A 26638-nucleotide genomic window follows, 5' to 3' on the forward strand; every position below is an offset into this window, starting at 1 on the left:
ATTCAAACGCCGAACCGACGTACCGGCGCGAGCCCGCGCATCCCTCAGCCCTGCGCGCCCAGGGCCCGCCGCACCATGGCGGAAAAGCGGGCGTGATCCACTTCCAGCACGATATTCGCCTGCGCCGGGCGACCCAGCCGCGCGGCCCAGTCGACCACCGTGGCGCCGCGAGTCAGTCGACCATCCAGCTCCACCGCCACCGCACGCGTCTCCTGGCGGGTGACGATAGCCGGGTCGATCGCCACCGCCATCGCCAACGCATCGGCGGCGATCAGGCCGCGGCGGGCATGCGTCGCGTTGTACTGGCGCGCCGTGGCGACGATCCGTCCGAAGAAGTCCGCACGCCGGTCGCCGGCCGCCAGCCAGCCGTTGAATTCGGCATCGTCGAAGGCATGCCGCAAGGTGGCCTCCCAATCGACCAGGTCGAATGACGGGAACGCTTCGAACACCACGTGCGCCGCCTCCGGATCGAAGCCAACGTTGAACTCGGCCGGTACCTTGCCGGTGTTGCCATGACCGGTCACCGCACCACCCATCACGACCAGCCGCGCGACGCGCTCGGGCAAGCTGGGATCCAGCCGCAGCGCCAGCGCCAGATTGGTCAACGGCGCCAGCGCCACCAGGGTCAGTTCGCCAGGACGCTCACGGGTCAGCCGCAGCAGTGCCAGCGCAGCCGACTCGGCCGACAGCGGAGCTCTCGGTTCGGGAAAACCGACATCGCCGAAACCATCCGTGCCATGCACGAACGCCGCGTCCTCGTCCGCCGCACGCACCAGCGGCGTGGCACACCCGGCGAACACCGGCGCGGTGCTGCCCAGCACATCGAGCAAGACGCGCGCGTTGCGCACAGTGTGGTCGAGTCCCACGTTGCCGGCGGCGATGCTCAAGCCGGCGATGTCGGCATGCGCATGCGCCATCAAGATCGCCAGTGCATCGTCCACGCCGGGGTCGGTATCAATCAGGAGTTGCGGTTTGCTCATTGAATAGAAGTCGGCGAATAGAAGTGGGCGTGGGATAGGGGTCGGCTTGATGCCATGGACTAGCTTAGCGGAACGGACACGACAGATAGCCGCGCTTCACGCATGGACGAACCGCGCGGCACCGCCGATCCAGCGCTCGATCAGCTGCCCGGTCTGCCGCGGATGTTCCTTCAACATGTGCTCGCCGACCTGTTGCACCGCCGGCAGCAGATGCGCGTCGCGGGTCAGGTCGGCGATGCGGAAACTGAGCTGGCCGGTCTGGCGGGTACCGAGCACTTCGCCGGGACCGCGCAACTCCAGATCCTTTTCGGCGATACGGAAACCGTCATTGGTGTCGCGCATCACCTGCAGCCGCTCACGCGCCAGCTGGCCCAGCGGCGGCTGATACAGCAGCACGCAATTGGAAGCGAGCGCACCGCGGCCGACGCGACCGCGCAGCTGATGCAGCTGGGCCAGGCCGAGTCGCTCGCTGTTCTCGATCACCATCAAGCTGGCCCTGGGCACATCCACGCCGACCTCGATCACCGTGGTCGCCACCAGCACGGCCAGCTCGCCGGCCTTGAACGCGTCCATCACCGCCTGCTTTTCCTTGGGCTTCATGCGGCCGTGAATCAGGCCGATCCGGAATCCGCTCAACGCGGCGGACAGTTCGGCGTGCGCCACTTCGGCTGCCTGCGCTCTCAGTTGCTCCGATTCCTCGATCAGCGTGCACACCCAATACGCCTGGCGTCCCTCGGCGCAGGCGGCGTGGATGCGCTCGATCACTTCCAGCCGCCGCGCATTCGAGATCGCGATGGTCTGCACCGGCGTGCGGCCCGGCGGCAGCTCGTCGATCGAGGAGACATCCAGATCGGCGTACGCGCTCATCGCCAGCGTGCGGGGGATCGGTGTGGCGGTCAACACCAACTGATGCGGCACCAACTCGCCATCTTTACCCTTGTCGCGCAAGGCGAGTCGCTGCTGCACACCGAAGCGATGCTGTTCGTCGACGATCACCAGCCCGAGCCGCGCAAACGCCACTCCTTCCTGCATCAAGGCATGCGTGCCGATCACTACCGAGGCCTCGGCGGCGACCCGCTCCAGCGCCAGCTTGCGTGCCTTGCCGGTCACCTTGCCGGCCAACCATGCCACCTCGATGCCGAGCGGCCGCAGCCAATGCCGGAAATTGTGCAGGTGCTGCTCGGCGAGTAACTCCGTCGGCGCCATCAAGGCCACCTGATGACCCGCTTCCACCGCGGCCAGCGCAGCTAGCGCGGCAACGACCGTCTTGCCGCTGCCGACATCGCCCTGGACCAGCCGCAGCATCGGCTTGGCCTGTGCCAGGTCCTGCGCCACTTCGGCGCTGACGCGCTGTTGCGCCGCAGTCAGCTGGAACGGCAGGCCACCCAGCAACTGCGCGCGCAGGACGCCATCTCCGCCGCCCAGCTTCGGTGCATGCCGACGACGCACCGCCGCACGCATGCGTTTCAGACTCAAGTGCTGGGTCAGCAGCTCCTCGAACGCCAGCCGCTGTTGCGCCGGATGCTGCCCCAGCATGAGCTGGCCCAGATGCGCATCCGGTGGTGGCCGATGCACGTACAACAACGCGTCACGCAATGAGGTGAGGCCGTGCTCAGCGCACAGCTCGGGTGGAATCAGCTCCAGCCGTTCGGCCGGCGGCAGCAGTGCCATCGCCTTCGCGATCACGCCGGCCAGCCGCTTCTGGCCCAGCCCTTCGGTCGTCGGATACACCGGGCTGAGCAGTTCGTCGACGTTGACTGTTTCGTCGCCGCCCAGACGCTGATAGGTGGGATGCACCATCTCCAGCCCCTGCGCTCCGTGTCGCACCTCGCCGTAGCAAAGCAGACGTGTGCCTGGCAGCAACTGTTCGGCCTGCGCCCGGTTGAAATGGAAAAAGCGCAGCAACAAGGTCTGTCGGCTGTTGTCTCCGATCGCCACCTTCAACTGCGGGCGATAGCGAAAGCCGCGTTCGACCGCCTCCACCACACCCTCGACCTGCGCCCGCTCGCCGACGCGCAAATCGGCGATGGCGGTGACCCGGGTCTTGTCCTCGTAACGCAGCGGCAGGTGAAACCACAGGTCCTGCACCCGCTCCAGTCCTAGCCGCGCGAGTGCCGCGACCAAAGCGGGGCCGACACCCGGCAGCGCACTGACCGGTACCATGCCCGGGTCGGTGTCAGCAGGGGGAGCAGGACGAACAGTGCGGGCGGCCATGACGTGCAAGCCTAACCGAGCAGCGTCTCGCATCGTAAGCCGGATAACGACATGGACTGTCGGTGCGGGGCGCGCGAAAAATCAGTCGGCCCGTCTCACGGCAACACCATCACCGCGTCCACTTCTACCTGCGCCGCCTTCGGCAACCCGGACACTTCGATGGTGGAGCGCGCCGGATACGGCGGCTGGAAATACTCCGCCATCACCGCATTGACTGCCGCGAAATTGGCCAGATCGGTGACATAGATGCCGATGCGCACGATCTGCGCCAGCGAACCGCCGGCGGCTTGCGCCACGGCGGTGAGGTTGTCGAACACACGCCGCGTCTGCACCGTGATGTCGCCGTCGACCATCGACGCGGTAGCCGGATCGAGCGGAATCTGCCCGGAGAAATACACGGTATTGCCGGCGCGCACAGCCTGCGAATACGGGCCGATCGCGGCCGGCGCCAGTTCGGTGGCGATGATGTTGCGGGACATGGGAAACCTCAGGTGGAGAGTGGAGAGGAGTGAGAAACGAGAGGATGCTAACAGCCCTCGTACTCGTTTCTCACTTCTCCCCACTCTCTTCTCTACAAGGGATATCGATGCGCCCCGCTGACCACTCCGGTACGGCGCACGCGACGGATCACGTCGGCCAGATGCTTACGATTCTTCACTTCCATCGCGAACAGCAGGGTTGCGGCGGCGGCGTCGCGCTCGACGTATTCCACGTTGTCGATATTCGAATCCGCTGCAGCGATCGCCGCGGCCACGGTAGCCAGCACGCCGGGGCGGTTGATTACCTCGATGCGCAGCTCCGCACGATAGTCGCCCTGCACATCGCGGTCCCACTCGATCGCCACACAGCGTTCCGGCGATTTGCGCAGTTCGACGACGTTGGGGCATTCCTCGCGATGGACCACGATGCCCTTGCCCGACGAAAGGTAGCCGATGATGTCGTCGCCCGGCAGCGGATGGCAGCAGTTGGCGAAACTGAGTACGCCGCGCTCGGCGCCGGTGATGCGGATCTTCTCGTGCACGTGCGGCGTCGTCTGCCGCTTGCCGCCGGCCTTCTTGCCACGCGATGCCAGCAGTTGGCTGGCAACCACGTCGGGCATGCGATTGCCCAGCGCGATGTCGGACAGGAGTTCCTCCAACCGCTTGAGCTTGGACGTTTCCAGGAATCGATCCAGCACCGCCGCCGGAATACCGTCCAGGCTGCTGCCCTGCGCATCCAGCGCCCGGTCCAGCATACGGTGGCCGAAGTCGACCGCATCCTCGTGTTGTAGATGTTTCAGGTATTGCCGAATAGCTGTGCGCGCCTTGCCGGTGACCACCACTTCAAGCCATGCCGGATTCGGCACTGCCGAAGGTGCAGTGATGATTTCCACCAGTTGGCCCGACTCCAGCCGCGTGCGCAACGGCAGCAGTTTCTTGTCCACCCGCGCCGCCACTGCATGGTCGCCGACATCGGTATGCACGGCGTAGGCGAAGTCCAGCGCGGTGGCATTGCGCGGCAGCGACAGGATGTGGCCACGCGGGGTGAACAGGTAAACCTCGTCCGGGAACAGATCGATCTTGACGTTCTCGATGAACTCCGACGACGAGACGGTGTGCGCCGAACTGTCCGCCAACGACGACAGCCATTCGCGTGCGCGCGCCTGCGCACTGTTGGCCGGGCCGCTTTCGGTCTTGTACGCCCAATGCGCGGCGACACCGCTTTCGGCCACCGACTCCATTTCGGCGGTGCGGATCTGTACCTCGATCGGCGCGCCGAAAGGCCCCAGCAATACGGTATGCAGCGACTGGTAGCCGTTGGCCTTCGGAATCGCGATGAAATCCTTGAAGCGCTTGTCCACCGGCTTGTACAGCGCGTGCACTACACCCAACGCCATGTAGCAGCTCATCGCGCTGTCGACGACCACGCGAAAACCGTAGACATCCATCAACTGGGCGAAACTCTTGTGCTCGCTGTGCATCTTCGAATAGATGCTCCACGGCGATTTGATACGGCCGACCACGCGGTTTTGCAGATGATCGGCGCTGAGCCGTGCCGACAGCGCCGCCTCGATCTTGCCCATCGCCTCGCGACGGTTGCCGAGCGCTGCCCGGATGCGCTCGCTGATCACCCGATAGCGATCGGGATAGAGCGCGCGAAAGCCCAGGTCCTGCAGCTCCGCCTTGAATTTGTTCATGCCCAGCCGCTGCGCGATCGGCGCGAAGATCTCCAGCGTCTCGCGTGCGATACGTCGGCGCGAGGGTGCGTCCTTGGCGCCGAGCGTGCGCATGTTGTGCAGGCGATCGGCCAGCTTGATCAGGATCACGCGCAGGTCGCGCGCCATCGCCAGCAGCATCTTGCGGAAGCTCTCCGCATCGGCTTCCTGGCGACTGCCGAAACGCATCTTGTCCAGCTTGGTGACGCCGTCGACCAGTTCGGCCACCACCTCGCCGAACTCGGCAGCAAGCACCTCGCGGCTGAGCTCGGTATCTTCCAAGGTGTCGTGCAGGATCGCCGCGATAATCGTTTCGGCATCCAGCCCCAGTTCCGCCAGGATCCCCGCCACCGCCACCGGATGGGTGATATACGGTTCGCCGCTCTTGCGCTCCTGTCCCGCATGCGCCTGCGCGCCGATCTGGAAGGCGCGCAGCACACGCTCGACCTGCGCGTCGGGCAGGTAGGCAATGCGCTCTTTCAATGCCAGCACATACGGTGGCAACGCGGATAGATCGACCGACGCGGAATGGGTCGCCGCTGTCATCGGTATTGGCGCCAGCTCAGGCGCCCACCTCGTCGCAGGTGCGGCTGCAGCCAACGACTGCCGGACGCACACAGACCATCGCACCGGACCAGCCGGTGCAGCAGCCGCGCGTTCTACAGCAGCCGTCGTCCATCAATCGTCGCCGCCCTTGGACAGATCGTCATCAACCTCGGCCGCGGCCCACTCCAGCGCCTCGCGCTCGGCGCGCTCGCGCTCGGCCTTGTCGATCTGATCGATCGTGGCCTGATCGATGCGGCGGGCTGCGATCTCGCGCAGTGCCAGCACGGTCGGCTTGTCATGATCGGGGTTGACCGCCGGTTCGGCGCCCTTTTCCAGCTGGCGCGCGCGCTTGGTTGCCATCAGCACCAGCTCGAAACGGTTATCGACCACCTCGAGGCAGTCTTCCACGGTAATACGTGCCATGCGAAATCCTTAGAGAATAAAATGACTTATATGGTCTGACAGTGTAGCCAGCGGGTGCTTTGCTGGCAATGCGGGCAACGCGTATCATGGCGGGCTGCGCGCGGATCGGCACTGAATCTGCGAAAGCACACCGAAAGCCGTGCAAGATATAAAACCAGACAGTACACTTATACTGCCCCTCGACGCGAATCCCCCGCACCCATGCCCCCAAAGCTTCGACTTCCCTCACTGAGCCGCTGGTTGCCCGTGCTCGCGGTCGCCTTGCTGGCGGGTTGCACGATTGCCAAGCCACGCACCGACGACCCGTTGGAGAAGTACAACCGGGACGCCTACAAATTCAACGACGCGGTGGACAAGGCGGTGATCCGCCCGGTCGCGGTCGGCTACCGCAAGGTGACCACTCCCCCGCTGCGTCGCTCGTTCAGCGATTTCTTTACCAACATCCGGATGCCGATCACGGTCGCCAACGATCTGCTTCAGGCACGCCCGAAACAGGCGCTGCAGAGCACCAGCCGGTTTCTGGTCAACCTGACCCTGGGCATCGGCGGCTTGTTCGATCCGGCCAGCCAGCTAGGCCTGCCGCTGGAAGACAACGATTTCGGCATCACCCTGGCACGCTGGGGTGCGCCGGAAGGCGACTTCCTGATGTTGCCGTTCTTCGGCCCCAGTACCGCGCGCGATATCTGGCGCCTGCCGGTCGACAGTTACTTCTTCGATCCATTGAGCCTGTACGCCAGCAACCACGACTACAACGGCCTGGAATATCTGCCGCAGGCGATGTATCTGGTGACCTTGCGTTCGCGCGGAATCGACGCCGAGAGCTTCCTGAAGTCCGCCTACGACCCTTACGTATTCATCCGCGATGCATACCGGCAACAGCGCTTGTATGCGATCTACGACGGCAACCCGCCAACGGAGCTCATCCAGCAGATGCAGGGGCTGGATGACAAGAACTTCGATCCCGACGAGCTGCTGGATCAGCAGCACCAGTGGGAAAACAAGCATCCGGACAACGCGACCAAGCAGCCGCAATCACACTGACGTCGATTGCCGATGTCGATGACAACAAGAAGGGGCCATCTGGCCCCTTCTTGTTGTTGCGGCACGCCAATGACGGATCAGGCGATCAGAGGTTCGACCTCGCAGACCTGCGCCAGCACCCGCATGCCGGCCGGAATCTGGACGACTTGCAAGGTACGTCCGCGCCGGTCGGCCTCGGCCGTGACAGCCAGCACGCAAGCAAGGCCGGCACTGTCGCTTTGGTGGACGCCCGTCAGGTCAAGTCGCGCCACGCTGCCCGCAGCCAACGCGGACTGGATCGCCCGCAGTGCCGCCGCCGCCGTCTCGAAGCTCAGCACACCGCTCACGCCAAGCGTTCCAGGCGTGCCGTTATCCAGCTGGAACCGGGGCTCGGCGGCGCTGCTCACTTCGCGTCCTTGTTGTCCTTGGCCATCGTCTCCAGCGCCTTTTCGCCCTGGGTTTCGAGGTTCTTGATCAACTGCTCAATGCCGACCTTGCGGACCTCGGCGTCCACCTGGTTGCGGTAATTGGTGACGTAGGAAATACCTTCGATGACCACGTCGTAGGCCTTCCAGTCACCGCTGCGACCCTTGCGGAAAGCGTAGTCGATCGACACCAGCTTGCCGTCGTCCAACACCACCTGGGTACGCACCATGGTGCGTTTGTCGTTGAGGTCGCCGTTGAACGGCAACACCTTGACCCGACCGCGCGAATAATTGAGCAAGCCCTCGGCATAGCGGTGCGTGATCGAGTTGTAGAACGCCTTGGCGAAGCGCTGGCGCTGCTCCGGGGTGGCTTCGTGGGCATGCTGGCCGAGCACCAGGATCGAGGCATAGTCGATATCGAAGTGCGGCAGGAACACCTCGTCGATGATGTTGATCAGTTTTTCCTGATTGTGCTTCAGCTCGTCACGATGCCCCTCGATCGCCGAAGCCAGCTGATCGGCAATACTTTGCACGATCTGCAAGGGTGCCTGTGCCTGTCCGGCGGCGGCAGGCGCAGCAGCCTCCTGGGCAAATACCGGGGCGGCCACGACAGTGCCGAATGCAAGGGCGGTGGCAAGAGCCAGTCTGCGCAACATGAATAACTCCTTCAGCAAGCAGAACCGGCTCAATGTTTGCCGGCGGGGGTATCGGATGATTTGCCGTTGCCGGCGTCTTTCTTGTCGTTGGGCGAACCGTTGACCAGGAACTTGCCGATAAGATCCTCCAGCTGCATCGCGGACTGGGTCAGGATCATCTCGTCGCCGTCCTTGAGCGCGTCAGGCGAGCCGCCGGGCTGGATCGCAACATACTGGGTGCCGATCAAACCGCTGGTGAACACCGCGGCGGAAGAATCGTCCGGAATCGCGTTGTAGCGCTTGTCGATCGCCAGCACGACTTGAGCATTCAATTTGACCGGATCGGCGTGCACCGACTGCACGCTGCCGATCACCACGCCAGCCATCTTCACCGGTGCGCCAACCGAGAGCGCGCCCACATTGCTGAAGTCCGCCTTCACCATATAGCTGCCGCCGACATTGTCGACCACGCTGCCGGCGCCGAAGAACTTGCCGAGCATTTCCTCCAGCGGCTCGGTCGACTTGGTCCGCGACAACGTGCCGCCTGCCGCCACGACCTGCTTCGCGCTGCCGTACTGGATGCCCACGTACTGGTCGCCGAGCAGGCCGCTGGTGAAGATCGTCGCCACCGAGTCCTGCGGAATCTTGTCGTAAGTCTTGTCGATCGACAGCTTCACGTCGGCCACCTCGTGGCCCGGCGTCAAGGTGATCGACTTCACCTGGCCGACCCGGACGCCGGCGATCTTCACCGGTGCGCGCTCTTTCAACTGGCCGATGTTGGTGAACTGGGTGTCGAGGGTGTAGCTGTCGCCCTGGTGCACGTTCGCCACCGAGCTGGTCTGGGTGGCCAGATAAGCCAGCGCAGCGAAGCCCAGCACGATGAACAGGCCGGTGCCGACGGCGTAGGAACTTCTTGGTTGGCTCACGGCACGATCCTCGATGGGGTACGGATATTCGAAATGGAGTTCATGGCAGTCACGTCGGCACACTCACATGAGAAACGCGGTAAGCACAAAGTCCAGCGCCAGGATCGCGATCGACGAAGCGACCACGGTGCGGGTGGTGGCATAAGCCACGCCTTCGCTGGTCGGCGGTGTGGTAAAGCCCTGGAATACCGCGATCAGTGACACCACCGCGCCGAACGCCAGGCTCTTGAGCAACACGCCGTTGACGATGTCGGTATGCACGTCCACTTCCGCGGTCATGTTCGACCAGAACGTGCCGTTGTCGATGCCGAGCCAGGTCACGCCGACCAGATGGCCGCCCAGCACGGCCATCGCGCAGAACACGCAACACAGCAGCGGCATGGCGATCAGCCCGGCCAGGAAGCGCGGCGTGGCGACGTAGGCGATCGGATCGACCGCCATCATCTCCATCGCGTCGATCTGGTCGGTCGCGCGCATCAGGCCGATCTCGGCGGTGATCGAGGTGCCGGCGCGGCCGGCAAACAGCAGCGCGGTGACCACCGGCCCCAGTTCGCGGTACACCGACAACGCCACCACCATGCCGCTGGCCGAGGTGCCGCCGAAGATCGACAGCACGTGATACAGCTGCAGCATCAGAACCATGCCGACGAACAGGCCGCAGACCATGATGATGGTCAGGCTCATCGCACCGACGAACCACAGCTGGCGGATCGTCTCGCGGACGTAGCGGAAGCTGCGCGGAATCGCCGCCAGCAAAGTCACCAGGAACAGGCCGCAGGCGCCGATCTGCGCCAGCGACTGAGTCACCACGTTATTGCGTTGCGGCTCGCGCACGTTCATTTCGCCGCTCCGGAAAAGCCCAGCGCTTCGGCGTAATCGCCGGCCGGATACTGGAACGGCACCGGGCCGTCCGCCTCGCCACCGAAGAACTGCCGCGTCCACGGCGAACCATCGTTTGCAATGGTCTTCGGATCGCCCTGCGCCACCACCTTGCCGTTCGCGATCAGGAACACATGCTCGGCGATCTGCTTGACCGCTTCGAGTTCGTGCGCGACGAGCACGCTGGTGATGCCCAATGTCTGGTTGAGGGTACGGATCAGTTTCAACACCTGGTTCAGCGCCACCGGATCGAGCCCCACGAACGGCTCGTCGTACAGGATCAGCATCGGATCGAACACGATCGCCCGCGCCAGTGCCACGCGCCGCGCCATGCCTCCGGACAGTTCGTTCGGCATCAGCCCCGCCGCGCCACGCAGCCCTACCGCCTGCAGCTTCAGCAGCACCAGGTTGCGGATCAACACTTCTGGCAACTGCGTATGCTGGCGCAACGGGAACGCCACGTTCTCGAACACGTCGAAATCGGTCAGCAAGGCCGAGTTCTGGAACAGGTAGCCGATGCCTTCGCGCATCTTGTACAGCTGTTCGCGCGACATGTCGGCCACGTTCTCGCCATTGACACGGATCTCGCCCGCATCCGGGCGCATCTGGCCGGTGATGTGCTTGAGCAAGGTGGTCTTGCCGGTACCGCTGGGACCCATGATCGCCGTGATCTTGCCGCGCGGAATGTCCAGATCCAGCGCGTCGAAGATGGTCTTGCCGTTAAGTACCGTGGTCAGGCCACGGATCCGCACCAGGGTGCTGTCATCGGGCGGCTGGCGGTCAGGTTGAGTCATGGAGACTTCGGCCACAAAGGAGGACAAGGTAATGGAACACGCGCCGCAACGCCATGCGGCTTTCTACAACGCCAGCAATTCGGTGATCAGCGATTCATGCCGCTGCCATTGCAAGGCGCTGCGCAGGCGCACCGCCCGCACGATCGCCTGCAAGTCGGCCAGCGCATCCTCGAACACATCGTTGACCAGGATGTAGTCGAATTCGTGCGCATGGGCGATCTCGCCGCGCGAATTGTGCAGCCGGCGCTCGATCACCTCGACGCTGTCCGAGCCGCGGCCGCGCAGGCGTCGCTCGAGCTCCGCCCGCGACGGCGGCAGGATGAACACACTGACGCAATCGGGCTTGCTGCGGCGGATCTGCTCGGCGCCCTGCCAGTCGATCTCCAGCAGCACGTCGCGCCCTTGCGACAGCAACTCCTGCACGGACGTGCGCGAGGTGCCGTACAAGTTGCCGTGCACTTCGGCGTGTTCGAGAAAGATGCCCTCGCTGATCTCACGCTCGAACTCGGCGCGTTCGACGAAGTAGTAATGCCGTCCGTACAACTCGCCGATACGAGGCGGCCGCGTGGTGTGCGACACCGACAGCGAGATCGCCGGCTCGCGATCGAGCAGCGCGTTGACCAGGGTGGACTTGCCGGCGCCCGAGGGCGCCGCGACCACGAACAGCGTGCCTTCAATCGACATAAAGATGCGAAGCTCGCTTGCCCCCTCTTCCCATCGGGGAGAGGGTCGGGGTGAGGGGCCACGTCTTGCGCGGAGTCAACGTCGACGAACTCGTCTTCATTCGATGTTCTGCACTTGTTCGCGCATCTGCTCGATCAGCACCTTCAGCTCGACCGCTGCATTGGTGCTGCGTGCGTCGACTGACTTGGAGCCCAGGGTGTTCGCCTCGCGATTGAACTCCTGCATCAGGAAATCCAGTCGGCGCCCGACCGGCTCCTGCAACCCGAGCACCCGCCGCGTTTCGCCGATGTGCGTGCTGAGCCGGTCAAGCTCCTCGTCCACATCGGTGCGAGTGATCTGCAATACCAGCTCCTGTTCGAGCCGGCCCGGCTCGACCGGCTGCTTGAGATCGGCCAGTCGCGTTTCCAGCCGGGTACGCAGCGCGGTTCGGATTTCCGGCATCCAGCCGCGCACGTCGGCGACCACGCGCTCGATGCTGTCCAGCTTGTCGCGCAGGATCTCGCCCAGTTTCTCGCCCTCGCGTTCGCGGGTCGCGGTGAGCGCGTCCAGCGCGCGATCGAGCACGTCGAACAGCGCCGCCTGCTGCGCTTCCGGATCCGCCTCGGTCTGCTGCATCACGCCAGGGAAGCGCAACAATTCGGTGAACTGCACCTGCATGGCGGGAAACAGCGCGGTCATGTCCAGGTTCAGCTCTGACAGGCGCGACAGCAGCATGCTGTTGACCTGCAACGAATCACTGCGCGCATCGCCACCGCGCAAACGCACGGTCAGATCGAGTTTGCCGCGCGACAGCTTCGCCGCCACCCGCTCGCGCAACTGCGATTCGAAATTGCGCAATTCGTCCGGCAATCGCGGACTGAGTTCCAGATATCGGTGATTGACCGTGCGCAGCTCGCAGCTGAGCGTTCCGGCGGGACCGGTGGTTTCGGCACTGGCGTAAGCCGTCATGCTGCGGATCATCTGGCGCCGTCCGGACGTGGGGATAAGGGTGCAATGGTAAACTCTCCCGTCCCGCCTTGCCCAATCCGGCCAAGCGACGCCAGGAACTACCCCATGAATTCCGTCACCCGCCCCAGCGGTCGCGCCAGCGACCAGCTGCGCACTGTCAGCATCGAACGCCACTACACCCGCCACGCCGAGGGTTCGGTGCTGGTGAGCTTCGGCGACACCCGCGTGCTGTGCACCGCCAGCATCGAGGATCGCGCACCGGCATGGCTGCGTGGCAAGGGCGAGGGTTGGGTCACCGCCGAATACGGCATGCTGCCGCGTGCTACCAACACCCGTATGCAGCGCGAGGCCGCGCGCGGCGGCCAGGGCGGCCGCACCATGGAAATCCAGCGTCTGATCGGCCGCTCGCTGCGCGCCTGCGTTAATCGCCAGGCACTGGGCGAACGCGTCATCACGCTGGACTGCGACGTCTTGCAAGCCGACGGCGGCACCCGCACCGCCGCGATCACCGGCGCGTATGTGGCGCTGGTCGATGCGGTGAATCTGCTGATGAAGCGCGAGAACCTCAAGCGCAATCCGATCGTCGGCGCGGTCGCCGCGGTGTCGGTCGGCATCTACCAGGGCCTGCCGGTGCTCGACCTGGATTACATCGAGGACTCCGGTTGCGACACCGACATGAACGTGGTGATGAATGACGGCGGCGGCTTCATCGAGGTGCAAGGCACCGCCGAAGGCCATGCCTTCCGCCGCGACGAGATGGACGGCCTGCTGATGCTGGCCGAGAAAGGCATCGGCGAACTGGTCGCGGCACAGCGCGCGGCGCTGGCGCTGTAAGCCGGGAATCGGGAATCGGGAATCGATCGATGATGCAACGGGTGATACTGGCCAGCAGCAATCGCGGCAAGCTCGCAGAGTTCAACGCGCTGCTTGCCGACAGCGGCTTCGAGGTGATTGCGCAGTCGAGCCTGGGCGTCGCGGACGCCGAGGAAACCGGCCTCAGCTTCGTCGAGAACGCGCTGCTCAAGGCGCGCCACGCGGCCCGGGCCAGCGGCCTGCCCGCGCTGGCCGACGACTCCGGCCTGTGCGTGGAGCACCTGCACGGCGCCCCCGGCCTGTATTCGGCACGCTATGCCGGCGGCCACGGCGACAGCGCGGCGAACAACGCGAAGTTGTTGCGCGCGCTGGACGGCGTGCCCGCGGCGCAGCGCGGCGCGTTCTTCATCTGCGCCCTGGTGTTGCTGCGGGATGCCGACGACCCGGCCCCACTGATCGCCGAAGGCCGCTGGCACGGCCGCGTGCTCGATGCGCCGCGCGGTGAACAGGGTTTCGGCTACGACCCGCTGTTCCTGCCGCATGGCCATGCGCTCAGCGCCGCCGAACTCGAACCGGCGCTGAAGAACCAGCTCAGCCATCGCGGCCAGGCGCTGGCGCAGCTGCATGCGAGGCTGGCCGAACGCCACGCATGAGCCTGCTCGCGCCACCGCTGTCGCTGTATATCCACATGCCGTGGTGCGTGAAGAAATGTCCGTATTGCGATTTCAACTCGCACGGCCTGCGCAGCGAGCCGCCGCCGTACGCCGACTACATCGACCATCTGCTGGCCGATCTGGATGCCGATCGTGTCGATTTCGGTGCGGCGCTGGAAAGCCGGCCCGGCGTCAGCCGGCCTGTCATCAGCGTGTTCTTCGGCGGCGGCACGCCCAGCCTGTTCGCACCAGAGCTGATCGAGCGCCTGCTCGATGGCGTACGCGAGCGCCTGCCGCTGGCTGCCGATGCCGAGATCACGCTGGAAACCAATCCCGGCACCGTCGAGCACGGCCGTTTCGACGGCTATCTGGCGGCCGGCGTCAACCGCATTTCCTTCGGCGTGCAGAGCTTCGACGACGACAAGCTGAAGCGGCTCGGCCGCATCCATTCGGCGAACGAGGCGGAGGCCGCGGTGAAGTCCGCACAGGACGCCGGCTACACCAACATCAACCTCGACCTGATGTACGCGCTGCCGCAACAGACGCTGGACGGCGCGCTGGCCGACGTGGAGCGTGCGGTCGCGCTCGAGCCCACCCACATCTCGCATTACCAGCTGACCCTGGAGCCGAACACCGCGTTCGCCGCCAACCCGCCGCCGCTGCCGGACGACGATCATGCGTGGGCGATGCAGGAAGCCTGCGAAGCCCGCCTCGCCGGTGCCGGCTATGGCCAGTACGAAATCTCCGCTTACGCCCAGCCAGGCCGGCGCTGTGTCCATAACCTCAACTACTGGCAGTTCGGCGATTACCTCGGCATCGGTGCGGGCGCGCACGGCAAGCTCAGCGACACCGCGAGCGGCCAGGTGCGGCGGCGCTGGAAAATCCGTCACCCGCGTGCCTATCTGGAAGCCTCCGGCAACCCCTCGCGTATCGGCGGCGACAACGTGGTCAGCGCCGCCGAACTGCCGTTCGAGTACATGCTGAACGCGCTGCGCCTGATCGACGGCGTACCGTTGACTGCCTTCTCCGAACGCACCGGCGTGCCGCTCGAGCGCATCGCCGCCGGACTGGCCGCCGCCCGCCAGCGCGGCTGGCTGCACGACGACCCGCGGCGGCTGCATACGACTGCGCTGGGCCAGCGCTTTCTCAACGATGTCATCGCCAGTTTTCTCGACTGAAATTTCCCGGCCGGAACGGGCCTGGCCGGCGATGGCATAGACGCAACAACCGGCATAGACTGACGGCTTCGGGGGAAACCACAGGTTCTTGCATGGATGTCGGACAGGATCGGCGCCGCCAGCCGGCGTCGCACCAGGGCAGCCGCCTCGGCAGCGGGCGCTGGCCCGCGCGCGCGCAGCGACAGCTCGAAGCCAGCTACACCTTGTCCGTCGAAGGACTGTACGAACCGCTGCGACGCTGCCTGAGTGAGTTCGAAAAGCAGCTTTTTGCAATGGCGGAAAAGGCACTCCGGGCCGATGAGCAGCAGGACTGCTTCACGAGCCGGCAACGCGTGCTGCAGGATCGGACCACATTCGAACAGCGCTTCATGGAACTGCTTGGCGGCGCGATCGATGAGCTCGACCGCGCCGCCAGCAAACCCGGCGACGCGGCGGTCGATGCAAAAAAGTGGCAATCGCTGGAGCTGCTCGACACGATCGAACAGGATCTGTCGATGGCGCTGGAGCAACTGGGCGCCCGAGGCGAGGTGCGCCATGCCAGCGTGCTGTACGAGCTGAGCTATCGGATGGGCGTGCTGATCGGCGCGCCGCCCCTGGAAGGCCAGGCGCTGCCGCTGGGGCCGCACACGCTGGCACGGGTATGCCAGCAGGCCAGTGCTGAAATCAAATTGCCGCGGCAGCACCAGTTGCTGCTGTTGCAGCACTTCGATCAATGGGTGCTTCAATCGCTGGCGCCGCTGTACGACGCCATCAATGCGCAACTGAAGGCCGATGGCATCCTGCCGCAGCTGCGCAGCATTCCGATCCCGCGCCATATCGGCAAACGGTCGCGCACCGCCGTCGTCGAAGCCGCCGCATCCACCGAACCGGCCGGTGCCTCTTCCACCGGCCCGGGCACGGTGCAAGGCGTGCCTGGCGGCGGTTCCCATGGCGGCTCCATCGAAGTGCTGGAATCGCTGCGCGATCTGCTGGCGCGGCAGCGCGCCAATCTGGGCGGCGCCCAAGGCCAGCCGACCGGCCGCGCCGCCAGCGAGGACGAATTGCAGACCGCACTCGGGGCGCTGCAGCAGCATCTGGCCCAGGTCACCGATCAGGCCAGCCGCGAACTGCGCAGCGCCGCGCGGCTGCGCGAGGAATTGCTGGCCCAGCTCAATTTCGGCAAGCCCATCGACGCCCCGCACACCCAGCTCAGCGGTGAACAGGGCGACAAGGTGGAATTGGTGGCGCGGCTGTTCGAACAGCTCGGCCAGCAACTGCAGCAAGGCGGCAATGCCAAGACGCTGCTCAGCGACCTGCAGTTGCCGGTGCTGCGCATGGCGGTCGCCGACCAGGCGTTTTTCGAGAAGCACGAGCACCCGGCACGCCGATTGCTGGACACGGTCACCGCCGCGGCCAACGACTGGCTCGACGGCAGCGACGACGAGAGCAACCGACCGCTGGCGACCAAGCTCGAACAACTGGTCAGCCGCGCCAACCAGGAACCGCCCAGCGCCGGCCTCTACACCACCTTGCTGGCCGACATCGAACATCATCTGGCCCTTCTCACGCGCAAGGCACAGGCCGCCGAACGCCGCCATGTGGAAGCAGCGCAAGGCCGTGAGCGGCTCGACAAGGCGCGCCAGCGCGCCGGCGAGTTGATGGCCGAACGCTTTGCGCAATCGCCGCCGCGCGGCCTGCTGCGCGCACTGCTGGATCGTGCCTGGTCGGACGTACTGGCGCTGACCTTGCTGCGTCACGGCGAAGACAGCGACGCGTTCGGCGCGCAGCTGGCCATCACCGATCAGTTGCTCGGTCGCCTGCCCGCAGGCGACCGAACGAAACTGCAGGAAAACGTGGAGAACGGCCTGCAGCAGATCGGCATGCACGCCGAGGAAGCGGTTCAGGTGGCGCAACGACTGCTCGGGGCAGGCAAGCACGACCCGTCGTTGGAGCTGCCTAGCGCCACCGACCTTGCGCTGCGCCTGAAACAGCATCAGCGTCTGGGCGAGCAGCAGTCCGCCCAGCATGAGCCGGCAGCTCCTCAGCCGGGGCAAGCGCCGGCCGCGGAATCAAGCCCGCGTGTGCGGCGCATCGAGAAGCATCTCGCCGATCTGCCGTTCGGCAGCTGGTTCGAATTCATCGATCCGGCCAGCGGGAAGATCACGCGACGCAAGCTGGCCTGGTATTCACCGATGTCCGGGCGCTGCCTGCTGGTCAGCCGGCGCGGTCAGCGCGGCGAGGAAATGAGCCTCAACCAGCTGGCCCACGAGATTGCCAGTGGCCGCGTATGCGAGGTGGTGCAGCAGCGCGAGGGCTTGCTCGATCGCGCCTGGCGCAGCCTCACCGGCAGCCTGCGCCAGTCGGCCGCGGCCAAACCTTCCATCTCGCCCGGACCCGACCGCCGATGAGCTCCCACAACCAGCGTCGCGCCGAGCGCAAGCGCACCTCCGTCACTGCCATCGTGACCGACGTGATCAGCGGCCTGCCGATGGGCCATCTGGGCAACATTTCCAGCAGCGGCATGCTGCTGATCGGTGTGCAGGAGCCGCGCAGCGAAGCGCTCTATCAGGTAAGCCTGAACCTGCCGGGTTCGGATCGGATGCCGATGCAGTCGCAACCGATCGAGGCCGGCATCCAGGAGCAATGGCATGAATCTGCCGCCAGTTCCGGACAGATCTGGGCCGGCTACCGCATCGTGGCCATCACCGATGCCGATGCCGCCCGCCTCGACAGCTGGCTGGCGCAAGCCTGACCTTCGCTGGCGGTCTCAGCGCTTGCACGGCATCATGTAAGCCTGCTTTCCCCTTCCCTATTCCATCACGGGCTGTTGCGCCCTGCATGCAAGAGCAGCTCGCGGCACGGCGGCCCGTTGTCAGGCCCGCGGCGAACCTGCAGCAGGAGCCGCCCATCGCCCGCAGGAGTCTCTCATGCACGATCAACTCGCCTCGCTGTATCCGCAACATCTGGCCACCGTGTGTGAGCGCGTCGACCAGGCACTCGCGCTGGCCGGTTTCGACCATTTGCTGATCGCCGCGGGCACGCCGCTGCGCAAGTTTCTGGACGACCAGGACTACCCGTTCGTGGTGAGTCCGCATTTCAAGCACTGGCTGCCGCTGACCGACGCACCGGGCAGCTGGATCGCCTACACGCCAGGCCGCAAGCCGAAGCTGATTTTCCTGCAGCCGCACGACTACTGGCATGTGGTGCCGAAAGCGCCGCACGGCTACTGGGTCGAGCACTTCGACATCGTGATCGTGAGCAACGCCGCCGACGCGCTGACCGCGCTGCCCACCGGCAAGCGCGCCGCGATCGCCGCCGCCTGCCCCCCCACCGACGGCGTCGAAGCGAACAATCCACCAGCCGTGCTCGACTATCTGCACTGGTACCGCAGTTACAAGACACCGTACGAACTGATGCTGATGCGTGAAGCCAGCCGGATCGGAGCGCGGGCGCACCGCGCCGCCGAAGCCGCGTTCCGCGCCGGCGAAAGCGAGTTCGGCATCCACATGGCCTACCTCGCCGCGGCGCGGCAGATCGATGCCGAACTGCCCTATGCCAGCATCGTCGGCCTCAACGAACATGGCGCGGTGCTGCACTACACGAATTTCGACCGCACGCCGCCGGCGCACAGCCGCTCGTTCCTGATCGATGCCGGTGCCAGTGCGGCCGGCTACGCCAGCGACATCACGCGCACCTACGCCGCGCCGCAGGCGGCGGAATTCCAGGCGTTGATCGACAGCGTCGACGCCGCGCAACAGGGCTTTGTCGCCAAGGTGCGCGCAGGACAGAGTTATCCCGAACTGCACATCCACGCCCATCACGTGCTGGCCGGCGTATTGCGCGAGCACGGTTTCATCCGCATGAGCGCCGAAAGCGCGGTCGAATCCGGTGTGAGCAGCGCCTTCTTCCCGCACGGTCTGGGCCATCCGCTCGGCTTGCAGGTGCACGACGTGGCCGGCTTCCAACAGAGCGAACGCGGCGGCAGCATTCCACGCCCGCAAGGCCACCCTTACCTGCGCATGACCCGCGTGCTGGAGCCTGGCATGGTGGTGACGATCGAGCCAGGCCTGTACTTCATCGACATGCTGCTGGAAGAACTGCGCGCCAAACCGGCCGCCGCCGACATCGACTGGGCCAGGGTCGACTCTTTCCGCCAGTACGGCGGCATCCGCATCGAAGACGACGTCGTGTGCACCGACGGCGCGCCGGAGAACCTCACCCGCGATGCCTTCGCGCGACACGGCTGACCCGCCAGCGAAAGCCCGCCCGCTGCGCCGGAGCGCCGAATCCGGACAATCGCCGGCACCGTATACTGTGCCGGCTGGACGTCGACCGACATCCGGCCAGGTGTCGAGACAGCAGGGGCTGGCGCAAGGCATGGGACCACCAGAAAACGGCATCGATCTGAGTCCGGCATGGATCGTGGAGGACAACCCGACGATGCGGCAGCGCCTGCTGCAACTCGTGGCGGACCTCACCGGCCCGGACGCGCGCATCGCCACCACCGACAGCATCGCCGGCGCCAAGGCGCTGCTGGACGAAGACGCCAGCGGTCTGGCCTTGATCGACATCGGCCTGCCCGACGGCAACGGCATCGAGCTGATCGCATGGCTGCGCGCTCATCGCCCGCGGGTCACCTCGGTGGTCATTACCGCATGGGGACACGAAGACACCGTGCTGGCCGCCCTGCGCGCGGGCGCCATCGGTTACCTGTTGAAGGAGCGCGACGACATCGAGCTCAGCTTGGCCTTGCAGAGCATCCGGCGCGGCGGCGCGCCGATCGACCCGGTCATCGCCCGCAGCATTCTTGCCTTGCTGCAGCTTCCTGCCGAGCCTGCAGCTACCGTCGCAAATGAAACTGAAGCCGCGGAAAACCCGGCGCATGCCTTGTCCGATCGCGAGTCGGAGATCCTGCGGCTGGTCGCGCGCGGCTACAGCAACCGCGAAATCGCCGACCTGACCATGCTGTCGCGCTTCACCATCGAGGGTTACACCAAGAGCATCTATCGCAAGCTGGCGGTGCGTTCCCGCACGGCGGCGGTATTCGAAGCAAAGGCTCTGGGCCTGCTGCATTGAGGTACCGACGACGAGCATGGCTGCTGGTCTTGTGGCTGCTGGCGGCATGCACCGTCGGTGCGTTGCAGGCACAGCCGGCGGCATCCCCCGTCGTGACCATCGATCGTGCCGACGCCGTGCAGGCCGGCTGGGATTCCAGCGCGCCGCCCCCGGCTGGCTGGACGCCGGTCACGTTGATGGATTACTGGAACGTCCGCTGGCCGCAGCATGATGGCGTGGTCTGGTATCGCGTGCACTGGAATCAGGCCGACGCGGGCACTCCGATCGGCCTGCTGATCGATTACGTCTGCATGGCCGATGCCGTCTACGTCAATGGCAGCCTGGTCTACCGCGAGCCACAACTGGTCGAGCCACTGTCGCGCAGCTGGGTCGCGCCGCAGTTTTTCCTGATCGACAAACCCCTTCTGCATACCGGCGGGAACACGCTGCTGGTGCGCGTTTCGGGCCTCGCGGCTTATCAGCCCGGTTTCGGCGTGGTGAAGCTGGGCGACCCCAATGCGGTGCAGCAGTTGTATCGCCAGGACTTGCGCTGGCGATACGACATTCGCCTGTTCAACTTCGCCATCAGCGCCGTGCTGGGCATATTGTTCGGCATGCTCTGGCTGTTGCGTCGCAGGGACACCGTTTACGGCTGGTACGCGCTGAACACGCTGTTCGGCGCCGGCTACGGCTGGAACTACGTCACCGCAAGCACCTGGCCGTTCGCCAGTACCGATGCGTGGCAGGCCTTCGTCGTCGCCCTGCTCGTGGCGTCGGTGTGCTGCTTCACCGTGTTCCTGCTGCGCTTCTGCCAGCGCTATTGGCCGCGCACGGAGGCCGCACTGGGGCTGGCCAGCCTGGCCGCCTTCGCGTTTGCGCTGCTCGACCCGCATCGCATGGGTCCATGGCGCAATCTATGGGTGCTTCCCACCATCCTGTTCTACTACGTCACGATCGCCGCCTTCCTGTGGCATGCCGCACGCAGCCGCCAGATCGAAGTTCGCGTACTAGGCGTATGCCTGCTGCTGCCGATGCTGCTCTCGTTCCGCGATCTCGCGCTGTACCTGGGTTTGATCCATGGTAACAACTATGTCGGCGCGCTGACCTCGCCGCTGACCCTGATCGGCATGGCCTTCGCCGTAGCCTGGCGCTTTTCCATGGCCATGCGCCGCGTCGAGGGCTTCAACGTCGAACTCAAGCGCGAGGTCGATGTCGCCACCTCGCAGCTCGGCGACACGCTGGCACGCGAGCACACCCTGGCGCTGGACAACACCCGCATCGGCGAACGCCTGAATCTGGTGCGCGACCTCCACGACGGCTTCGGCGGCAGTCTGCTCGGCGCCATCGCCGCGCTGGAAAATCCGCAGCGGCCGGCGGAACCAGCACGCGTGGTCAGCACGCTGAAGGAACTGCGCGACGACCTGCGCCTGGTCATCGACACCACTACCCACGAGCAGGACTCCGACCTGGCCGGCCTGCTCGCCCCGCTGCACCACCGCTGGAGCCAGCGCCTGGACGTGGCCGACATCGACAGTCGCTGGCAGCTGGAAGGCCTCGATGGGCTGCGCCTCGGCCCCGCCCGCAGCCTCGACCTGCTGCGTCTGCTGCAGGAAGCGCTGACCAACGTGCTCAAGCACAGCCGCGCCAGCCGCGTGGACATCACCGTGCGACGCAACGATGCGCGCCTGGCCGTCGAGGTACGCGATGACGGCGACGGCTTCGACCCCACCGCCGCCAGCCGCAGTCATGGCGGCGGTGCCGGACTTGCTAGCCTGCGCGGCCGCGCTGCGCGTCTCGGTGGCGAGCTGATGCTGGACACTGCACCAGGGCGTGGCCTGTCTCTGCAACTCGATATCTTGCTGTGACAAGGCTCTAGGGATGCTCTGATCGACTAGAACTGTTTGCTCACCCCTAACCGGATCATCTGCACGCGCGCATGGGGTTGCGTCAGGTATTCGTAATCCGTGCTAAGCCGCAGGTCGTGGGCCAACTGCAGATCCAGTCCCAGACCCAGCTGCGCGCTGGTGCCGTTGGCGCTGTACGGATTGGTCAACACGTTCCACGAGCCGGCCGAGGGAATGAACGCGTAGCTCAAGCTGGCCTCGCCGGTGCCCTGGAAATCGTGTCCGACCTCCAACCTCGCATGCGGTATCAGCATGCCGTAGCTCAGCTGGATCTGCCCGCTCGCACGCAGGCCCAACACGGCCAGCGAGGTACGCACGGTCTGGTTGCCGTAGGTAAGCGCGGCAGCAGGCGTGCCATTCTCGGAAAAACCGTCCAGCGTCGACAGCGACCATTCCAGCCGCCCATACGGTGACACCAGCCAGTTGTCCTTGTGGTACTCGTAGCCGGCCGTGAGCGAAGCGAACCATTGCTTGCCGTCGCGTTGCCCGGACAGAAAGCTATCGCTATCGCTAGCGTGACGACGGCTGTCGAAGGTCAATTTCCCGCCGCCCAGCACGGCATCGATATAGGTCTGCGGTGCCGGCTGGAAGCTGCCGTAGAACGCCGCGCTGTAACCGTGCGCGATGCTGCGGGTACCATCATTGGCGATCGTGCTGTTGTCGTGGTTGTAGCCCAGGCTGAAACCGACCAGGCTGCGCTGGCCGATGCGCTGATCCACGCCGACATTCACCGCAATGCTGTCCGCATCAAAACCGGCCGCCTGACGGTAAGCATCGAAGGCACCGAACGCCGCCGTGCCGCCTACCCACGCACCCAGCCCGCCGGACCCGCGACTGGCCGTATCCGAATCCGTATGGACCGGTTTGCCGGCCGTCGTCGATGCATCGGCAACGCCCTCACTGGCACCGATACCGGGCCTCATCCATGCGTTCGACGTGCCCACGTCCCATCCGTTTCCATCGGCCAACGGATGGCCACCCGGCACCTCAGTGCCGTCCGATGCCGCCGAGCGTGGCGCCTGCAACGGCCGGCCATCCAGGCTGATGGACAGCGAGTTGCTGAACGATGCGGTGCCGCCACCATCATGCAGGCTCTCCAGACGTCCGTGGATGTTGTCCAGCTGGCTCTGTGCGAAACGCTGGGCCTGTTCGGTCTGCGCGTTGATTAGCCCGAGTACATTCGGATTCTTCGACGGATCGGGCTGGCTGCTGACCAGCACCAACACATTCACGCTGATCACGCTGCTGTTCGCCGAAACCAGCGCCGCGCTGAGCTGCACCAGCCCGTGGAAACCCGGTGCCGGGCTGAAGGTCAGTGTCGACGGCTGGCTCAAGGCCACGTTGCCCGCATTTGCCGGCGACATGCCCACCAGCGTCGAGGACACGTAACTGCCCGGCACGATCGTGGCGAGATTGGTCGACACCGGTGTTCCCGGCGTGGTGGTCAGTGTGACGGAACTGCCTGTCGCACTGCCGGCTGGCAGCACGGTGACCGTGACCGTGGCCGGCAGGGAGTGACCGAAGCTGTTGATGACCTCATAGCCAAACGTGTCGCTGCCCGTGAAGCCGGCAACCGGCACGTAGGTGATCTGGCCACCGGATGCGCTTGCGCTGCCGTGCGACGGTTGCGTTATCACGCCCGCACCGGTGAACGGTTGCGGACCGGTCGCGCCCGCCCATGCCTGCACCAGCACGGGCTCACCCGCCAAGGTGACCACCGCGAGCGGTTTCGCCACCGGCACCGACAGCGGCGTCACGGTTACGCTGACCGTCGCCGCACTTGAGGTACCGCCCGGATTGGTCGCGGTGTACGTGAAGCTGTCGCTGCCACCGTAGTACGTCGGCGACGGCGTGTACGTCACTGTCTCGCCGGAGACACTGACGGTGCCGTGCATCGGTGCGGTGCCGATTGTCACGCCGGTGATGTCCACACCGCTGATTGAACTGATGAGGTCGATGCTCGCCGCGGTGTTGTAGGCGGTGGTCACCGACTTTGCAGCGACGATCGGGACGGCCGGCGCGCCAACGGTGATCGTCACCGTCGCCGCACTCGAGGTGCCGCCGGGATTTGTCACGGTGTAGGTGAAGCTGTCGCTGCCACCGTAGTAGGTGGACGATGGCGTGTACGTCACCGTTTCGCCTGACACGCTCGCTGTGCCATGCGCCGGTGCCGCACCGATCGTCACCGCTGTGATGTCGACGCCCGTGATCGAACCCGTGAGGTCGATGCTCGCTGCGGTGTTATACGCCGTGCTGACCACCTTGGCAGTTGCCGTCGGTGCAGCTGGCACACCGACCGTGATCGTTACCGTCGCCGCAGTCGAGGTGCCGCCCGGATTCGTCACGGTGTAGGTGAAGCTGTCACTGCCGCCGTAGTAGGTGGGCGACGGCGTATACGTCACCGTTTCGCCGGAGACGCTGACCGTGCCGTGCGTCGGTGCCGTGCCGATCGTCACCGCCGTAATGTCCACGCCAGTGATCGAGCTGGTGAGGTCAATGCTCGCCGCGGTGTTGTACGCCGTAGTCACCGATTTCGCCGCCGCGGTCGGAGCCGTCGGCGCACCGACGGTGATGGTCACCGTGGCAGGTACTGACGTACCGCCCGGATTCGTCGCGGTGTAAGTGAAGCTGTCGCTACCGCCGTAGTAGGTCGGCGACGGCGTATACGTCACCACCTCGCCGGAGACGCTGACCGTGCCGTGTGTCGGCGAGGTGCCGATCGCCACCGCGGTGATGTCGACGCCGCTGATCGAGCCGGACAGGTCGATGCTGGCAGCCGTGTTGTACGCGGTGCTCACCGACTTCGCAGCGACGGTCGGGGCGGCCGGCGCACCGACCGTGATCGTCACCGTCGCCGCACTGGACGTGCTGCCCGGATTGGTCGCGGTATAGGTGAAGCTGTCGCTGCCGCCGTAGTAGGTCGACGATGGCGTGTACATCGCCACCTCGCCAGAGACGCTCACCGTGCCGTGAGTCGGCGCGGTACCTATCGTCACGGCGGTGATGCCCGTGCCGGTGATCGAACCGGACAGGTCGATGCTGGCGACGGTGTTGTAAGCCGTGGTCACCGATTTCGCGGCGGCCGTGGGCGCTGCCAGCGGCGTCACGCTGTTCGACGCCGCCGAGGCAGCGCCGGTGCCGACGTAGTTGGTCGCCGTCACGGTGAATGTATAAGCCGTGCCGTTGGTCAGGCCAATGAGCGTGATCGGCGCGCTGGCGCCGCTGCCGGTGATACCGCCGGGGCTGGAGGTGACGGTGTAGCCGGTGATCGCGGAGCCGCCATTGCTGGCCGGCGGCGTGAAGCTCACGGTCGCCTGTGCATTGCCTGCGGTGGCGGCACCGATGGTCGGTGCGCCGGGAACCACAGCGTTGACGGTGATCGATACCGTGGCCGGCGCCGAGGTGCCAGCGACATTGGTGGCGGTGTAGGTGAAGCTGTCGGAACCGCTGTAACCGGCGGTGGGCGTGTAGCTGATCGACGTGCCGCTGGCGGTGGCCGTGCCGTGCGCAGCTACGCTGGCGACGGCGACCGAAGTCGCGGTGCCGGCGATGCTGAGGGCGATGGCATTGTTGCTGCTGCCGTAGGCCACCGTGGCATTGACCGCGTTGGCAGTGGGCGCGGTGAACGTGAACGAACCTCCCGAATACGTGCCGGCATCGGTGATCACGGTGATCGCTACGGTGCCCGAACCGTTGGGCACTGTTGCATTAATGATCGGCGTGGTGCCGCCACTGTAGTTGACGGTGAACGCAGTGGCCGGCGTGGCGCCAAAAAGTACCTGCGTGGCGCCCCAGAAACCGGAGCCGGAAATAACGACGGAGCTGCCGGCAGTCGCCGAGGACGGACTGACACCCGATATCGAGGCGCCGGCAGATCCGCAGGTGACGCTGTACGTCGCTGGGCTGTTGACTGCATTACTGAGGTTGTCGGCGCCCACCCCCGAACCGCCCTCCGTACCAGAGACGGTACTGTTGTTCGCGCTCATTTGCAGGAATGAGCCCCCGTAAAAAATCTGACCCGACGTGGTCAGCGTGACGTAGTCGCCTTGATTGACCGGCTGACTGTTGGTCAGCAGTTGGACATATCCGTATCCGGCAATCGTGCCGGATTGTCCATTGAGCGCCACGCAGCCCGGCGAAGCCTGCACCAAGCCAGGCAAACCAAGCACGCCAGCCAGCGCCAAGCAAGCCAGCCCCCGCAACCACCGCAGCGGCGCCGCGCCGCGTTTCGTGTTCATGCCCCTACCCCTGTCGCATCAACGGGCGGATGCCCGCTCGTGCGTGGATGGTTTCATGCGTGCTGGCATCGGCATATCCCCGAAATCGGGGGTACCCGGGCTCCGGCTTGTAGCGCTCGCTCCCACCACAGAGTCACCGACTGCGGAACG

The 26638-nt window shown here is 65.4% G+C and carries 22 protein-coding genes; 9 read left to right on the plus strand and 13 right to left on the minus strand.

The window, feature by feature from the left end; all coding sequences use genetic code 11:
* Positions 1-44 precede the first annotated feature (44 nt).
* The 5 genes from BUA26_RS05740 to rpoZ form a co-directional block, all read right to left on the minus strand.
* On the minus strand, positions 45-980 hold the full coding sequence (locus BUA26_RS05740; RefSeq protein ID WP_072758652.1) for a nucleoside hydrolase: 936 nt from the start codon (positions 978-980) through the stop codon (positions 45-47).
* A gap of 96 nt (positions 981-1076) precedes the next feature.
* Entirely contained in the window at positions 1077-3194 is a 2118-nt protein-coding gene (gene recG, locus BUA26_RS05745; RefSeq protein WP_072758654.1) for an ATP-dependent DNA helicase RecG, read from the minus strand.
* Between the two features lie 95 nt (positions 3195-3289).
* The gene (locus BUA26_RS05750; RefSeq protein ID WP_072758656.1) at positions 3290-3673 is read right to left on the minus strand and encodes a Rid family detoxifying hydrolase; all 384 of its coding nucleotides are present in this window, start codon (positions 3671-3673) and stop codon (positions 3290-3292) included.
* 92 nt (positions 3674-3765) lie between these two features.
* Positions 3766-5934 (minus strand): RelA/SpoT family protein, encoded by a 2169-nt coding sequence (locus BUA26_RS05755; RefSeq protein ID WP_072758659.1) that lies wholly within the window; start codon positions 5932-5934, stop codon positions 3766-3768.
* Between the two features lie 132 nt (positions 5935-6066).
* Positions 6067-6357 carry a DNA-directed RNA polymerase subunit omega gene (rpoZ, locus tag BUA26_RS05760; RefSeq protein ID WP_007509529.1) on the minus strand — a complete coding sequence of 97 codons (291 nt, stop codon included), beginning with the start codon at positions 6355-6357 and terminating at the stop codon, positions 6067-6069.
* Between the two features lie 201 nt (positions 6358-6558).
* Between rpoZ and BUA26_RS05765 the strand changes: the two genes are divergently transcribed.
* The gene (locus BUA26_RS05765) at positions 6559-7398 is read left to right on the plus strand and encodes an MlaA family lipoprotein (protein WP_072758662.1); all 840 of its coding nucleotides are present in this window, start codon (positions 6559-6561) and stop codon (positions 7396-7398) included.
* A 77-nt stretch (positions 7399-7475) separates the two neighbouring features.
* Here the strand turns inward: BUA26_RS05765 and BUA26_RS05770 are convergent, their stop codons facing one another.
* From BUA26_RS05770 to BUA26_RS05800, 7 genes are all read right to left on the minus strand, one after another.
* Positions 7476-7724 carry an STAS domain-containing protein gene (locus BUA26_RS05770; protein ID WP_255368173.1) on the minus strand — a complete coding sequence of 83 codons (249 nt, stop codon included), beginning with the start codon at positions 7722-7724 and terminating at the stop codon, positions 7476-7478.
* Positions 7725-7780: 56 nt separating this feature from the next.
* The gene (locus BUA26_RS05775; protein WP_072760094.1) at positions 7781-8458 is read right to left on the minus strand and encodes an MlaC/ttg2D family ABC transporter substrate-binding protein; all 678 of its coding nucleotides are present in this window, start codon (positions 8456-8458) and stop codon (positions 7781-7783) included.
* A 29-nt stretch (positions 8459-8487) separates the two neighbouring features.
* On the minus strand, positions 8488-9363 hold the full coding sequence (gene mlaD / locus BUA26_RS05780; RefSeq protein ID WP_072760096.1) for an outer membrane lipid asymmetry maintenance protein MlaD: 876 nt from the start codon (positions 9361-9363) through the stop codon (positions 8488-8490).
* Between the two features lie 63 nt (positions 9364-9426).
* On the minus strand, positions 9427-10203 hold the full coding sequence (mlaE, locus tag BUA26_RS05785; RefSeq protein ID WP_072758666.1) for a lipid asymmetry maintenance ABC transporter permease subunit MlaE: 777 nt from the start codon (positions 10201-10203) through the stop codon (positions 9427-9429).
* Complete coding sequence (locus BUA26_RS05790) at positions 10200-11036, minus strand: ABC transporter ATP-binding protein (protein ID WP_072758669.1); 837 nt, start codon at positions 11034-11036, stop codon at positions 10200-10202. Before BUA26_RS05790 ends, mlaE begins: the two co-directional genes overlap by 4 nt.
* Before the next feature lie 63 nt (positions 11037-11099).
* Positions 11100-11720, minus strand: a complete 621-nt coding sequence (gene gmk, locus BUA26_RS05795; protein ID WP_072758671.1) for a guanylate kinase — start codon at positions 11718-11720, stop codon at positions 11100-11102.
* Between the two features lie 96 nt (positions 11721-11816).
* Entirely contained in the window at positions 11817-12680 is an 864-nt protein-coding gene (locus BUA26_RS05800; protein WP_072758673.1) for a YicC/YloC family endoribonuclease, read from the minus strand.
* Between the two features lie 93 nt (positions 12681-12773).
* Here BUA26_RS05800 and rph point away from each other — a divergent pair, with 93 nt between their 5' ends.
* The 8 genes from rph (at position 12774) to BUA26_RS05840 (ending at position 22211) form a co-directional block, all read left to right on the plus strand.
* On the plus strand, positions 12774-13502 hold the full coding sequence (gene rph / locus BUA26_RS05805; RefSeq protein WP_072758675.1) for a ribonuclease PH: 729 nt from the start codon (positions 12774-12776) through the stop codon (positions 13500-13502).
* Positions 13503-13534: 32 nt separating this feature from the next.
* On the plus strand, positions 13535-14134 hold the full coding sequence (rdgB, locus tag BUA26_RS05810; RefSeq protein ID WP_072760098.1) for an RdgB/HAM1 family non-canonical purine NTP pyrophosphatase: 600 nt from the start codon (positions 13535-13537) through the stop codon (positions 14132-14134).
* A complete protein-coding gene (gene hemW, locus BUA26_RS05815; protein WP_072758677.1) occupies positions 14131-15312 on the plus strand; it encodes a radical SAM family heme chaperone HemW in 1182 nt (393 codons plus the stop codon). Before rdgB ends, hemW begins: the two co-directional genes overlap by 4 nt.
* 92 nt (positions 15313-15404) lie before the next feature.
* Entirely contained in the window at positions 15405-17699 is a 2295-nt protein-coding gene (locus BUA26_RS05820; RefSeq protein ID WP_072758679.1) for a DUF1631 family protein, read from the plus strand.
* Entirely contained in the window at positions 17696-18043 is a 348-nt protein-coding gene (locus tag BUA26_RS05825) for a pilus assembly protein PilZ (protein ID WP_072758681.1), read from the plus strand. The genes BUA26_RS05820 and BUA26_RS05825 overlap by 4 nt, the downstream gene beginning before the upstream one ends.
* Before the next feature lie 175 nt (positions 18044-18218).
* Positions 18219-19538 (plus strand): Xaa-Pro dipeptidase, encoded by a 1320-nt coding sequence (gene pepQ, locus BUA26_RS05830; RefSeq protein ID WP_072758683.1) that lies wholly within the window; start codon positions 18219-18221, stop codon positions 19536-19538.
* 130 nt (positions 19539-19668) lie between these two features.
* On the plus strand, positions 19669-20367 hold the full coding sequence (locus tag BUA26_RS05835) for a response regulator (protein ID WP_072760100.1): 699 nt from the start codon (positions 19669-19671) through the stop codon (positions 20365-20367).
* 92 nt (positions 20368-20459) lie between these two features.
* Positions 20460-22211 (plus strand): sensor histidine kinase, encoded by a 1752-nt coding sequence (locus BUA26_RS05840; RefSeq protein ID WP_143154185.1) that lies wholly within the window; start codon positions 20460-20462, stop codon positions 22209-22211.
* Between the two features lie 26 nt (positions 22212-22237).
* Here the strand turns inward: BUA26_RS05840 and BUA26_RS05845 are convergent, their stop codons facing one another.
* Entirely contained in the window at positions 22238-26488 is a 4251-nt protein-coding gene (locus BUA26_RS05845; protein ID WP_072758685.1) for an Ig-like domain-containing protein, read from the minus strand.
* Between the last annotated feature and the right edge of the window lie 150 nt (positions 26489-26638).

The sequence above is a fragment of the Rhodanobacter sp. OK091 genome, from assembly GCF_900142825.1.
In the GTDB taxonomy this organism is placed as follows: Bacteria; Pseudomonadota; Gammaproteobacteria; order Xanthomonadales; family Rhodanobacteraceae; genus Rhodanobacter.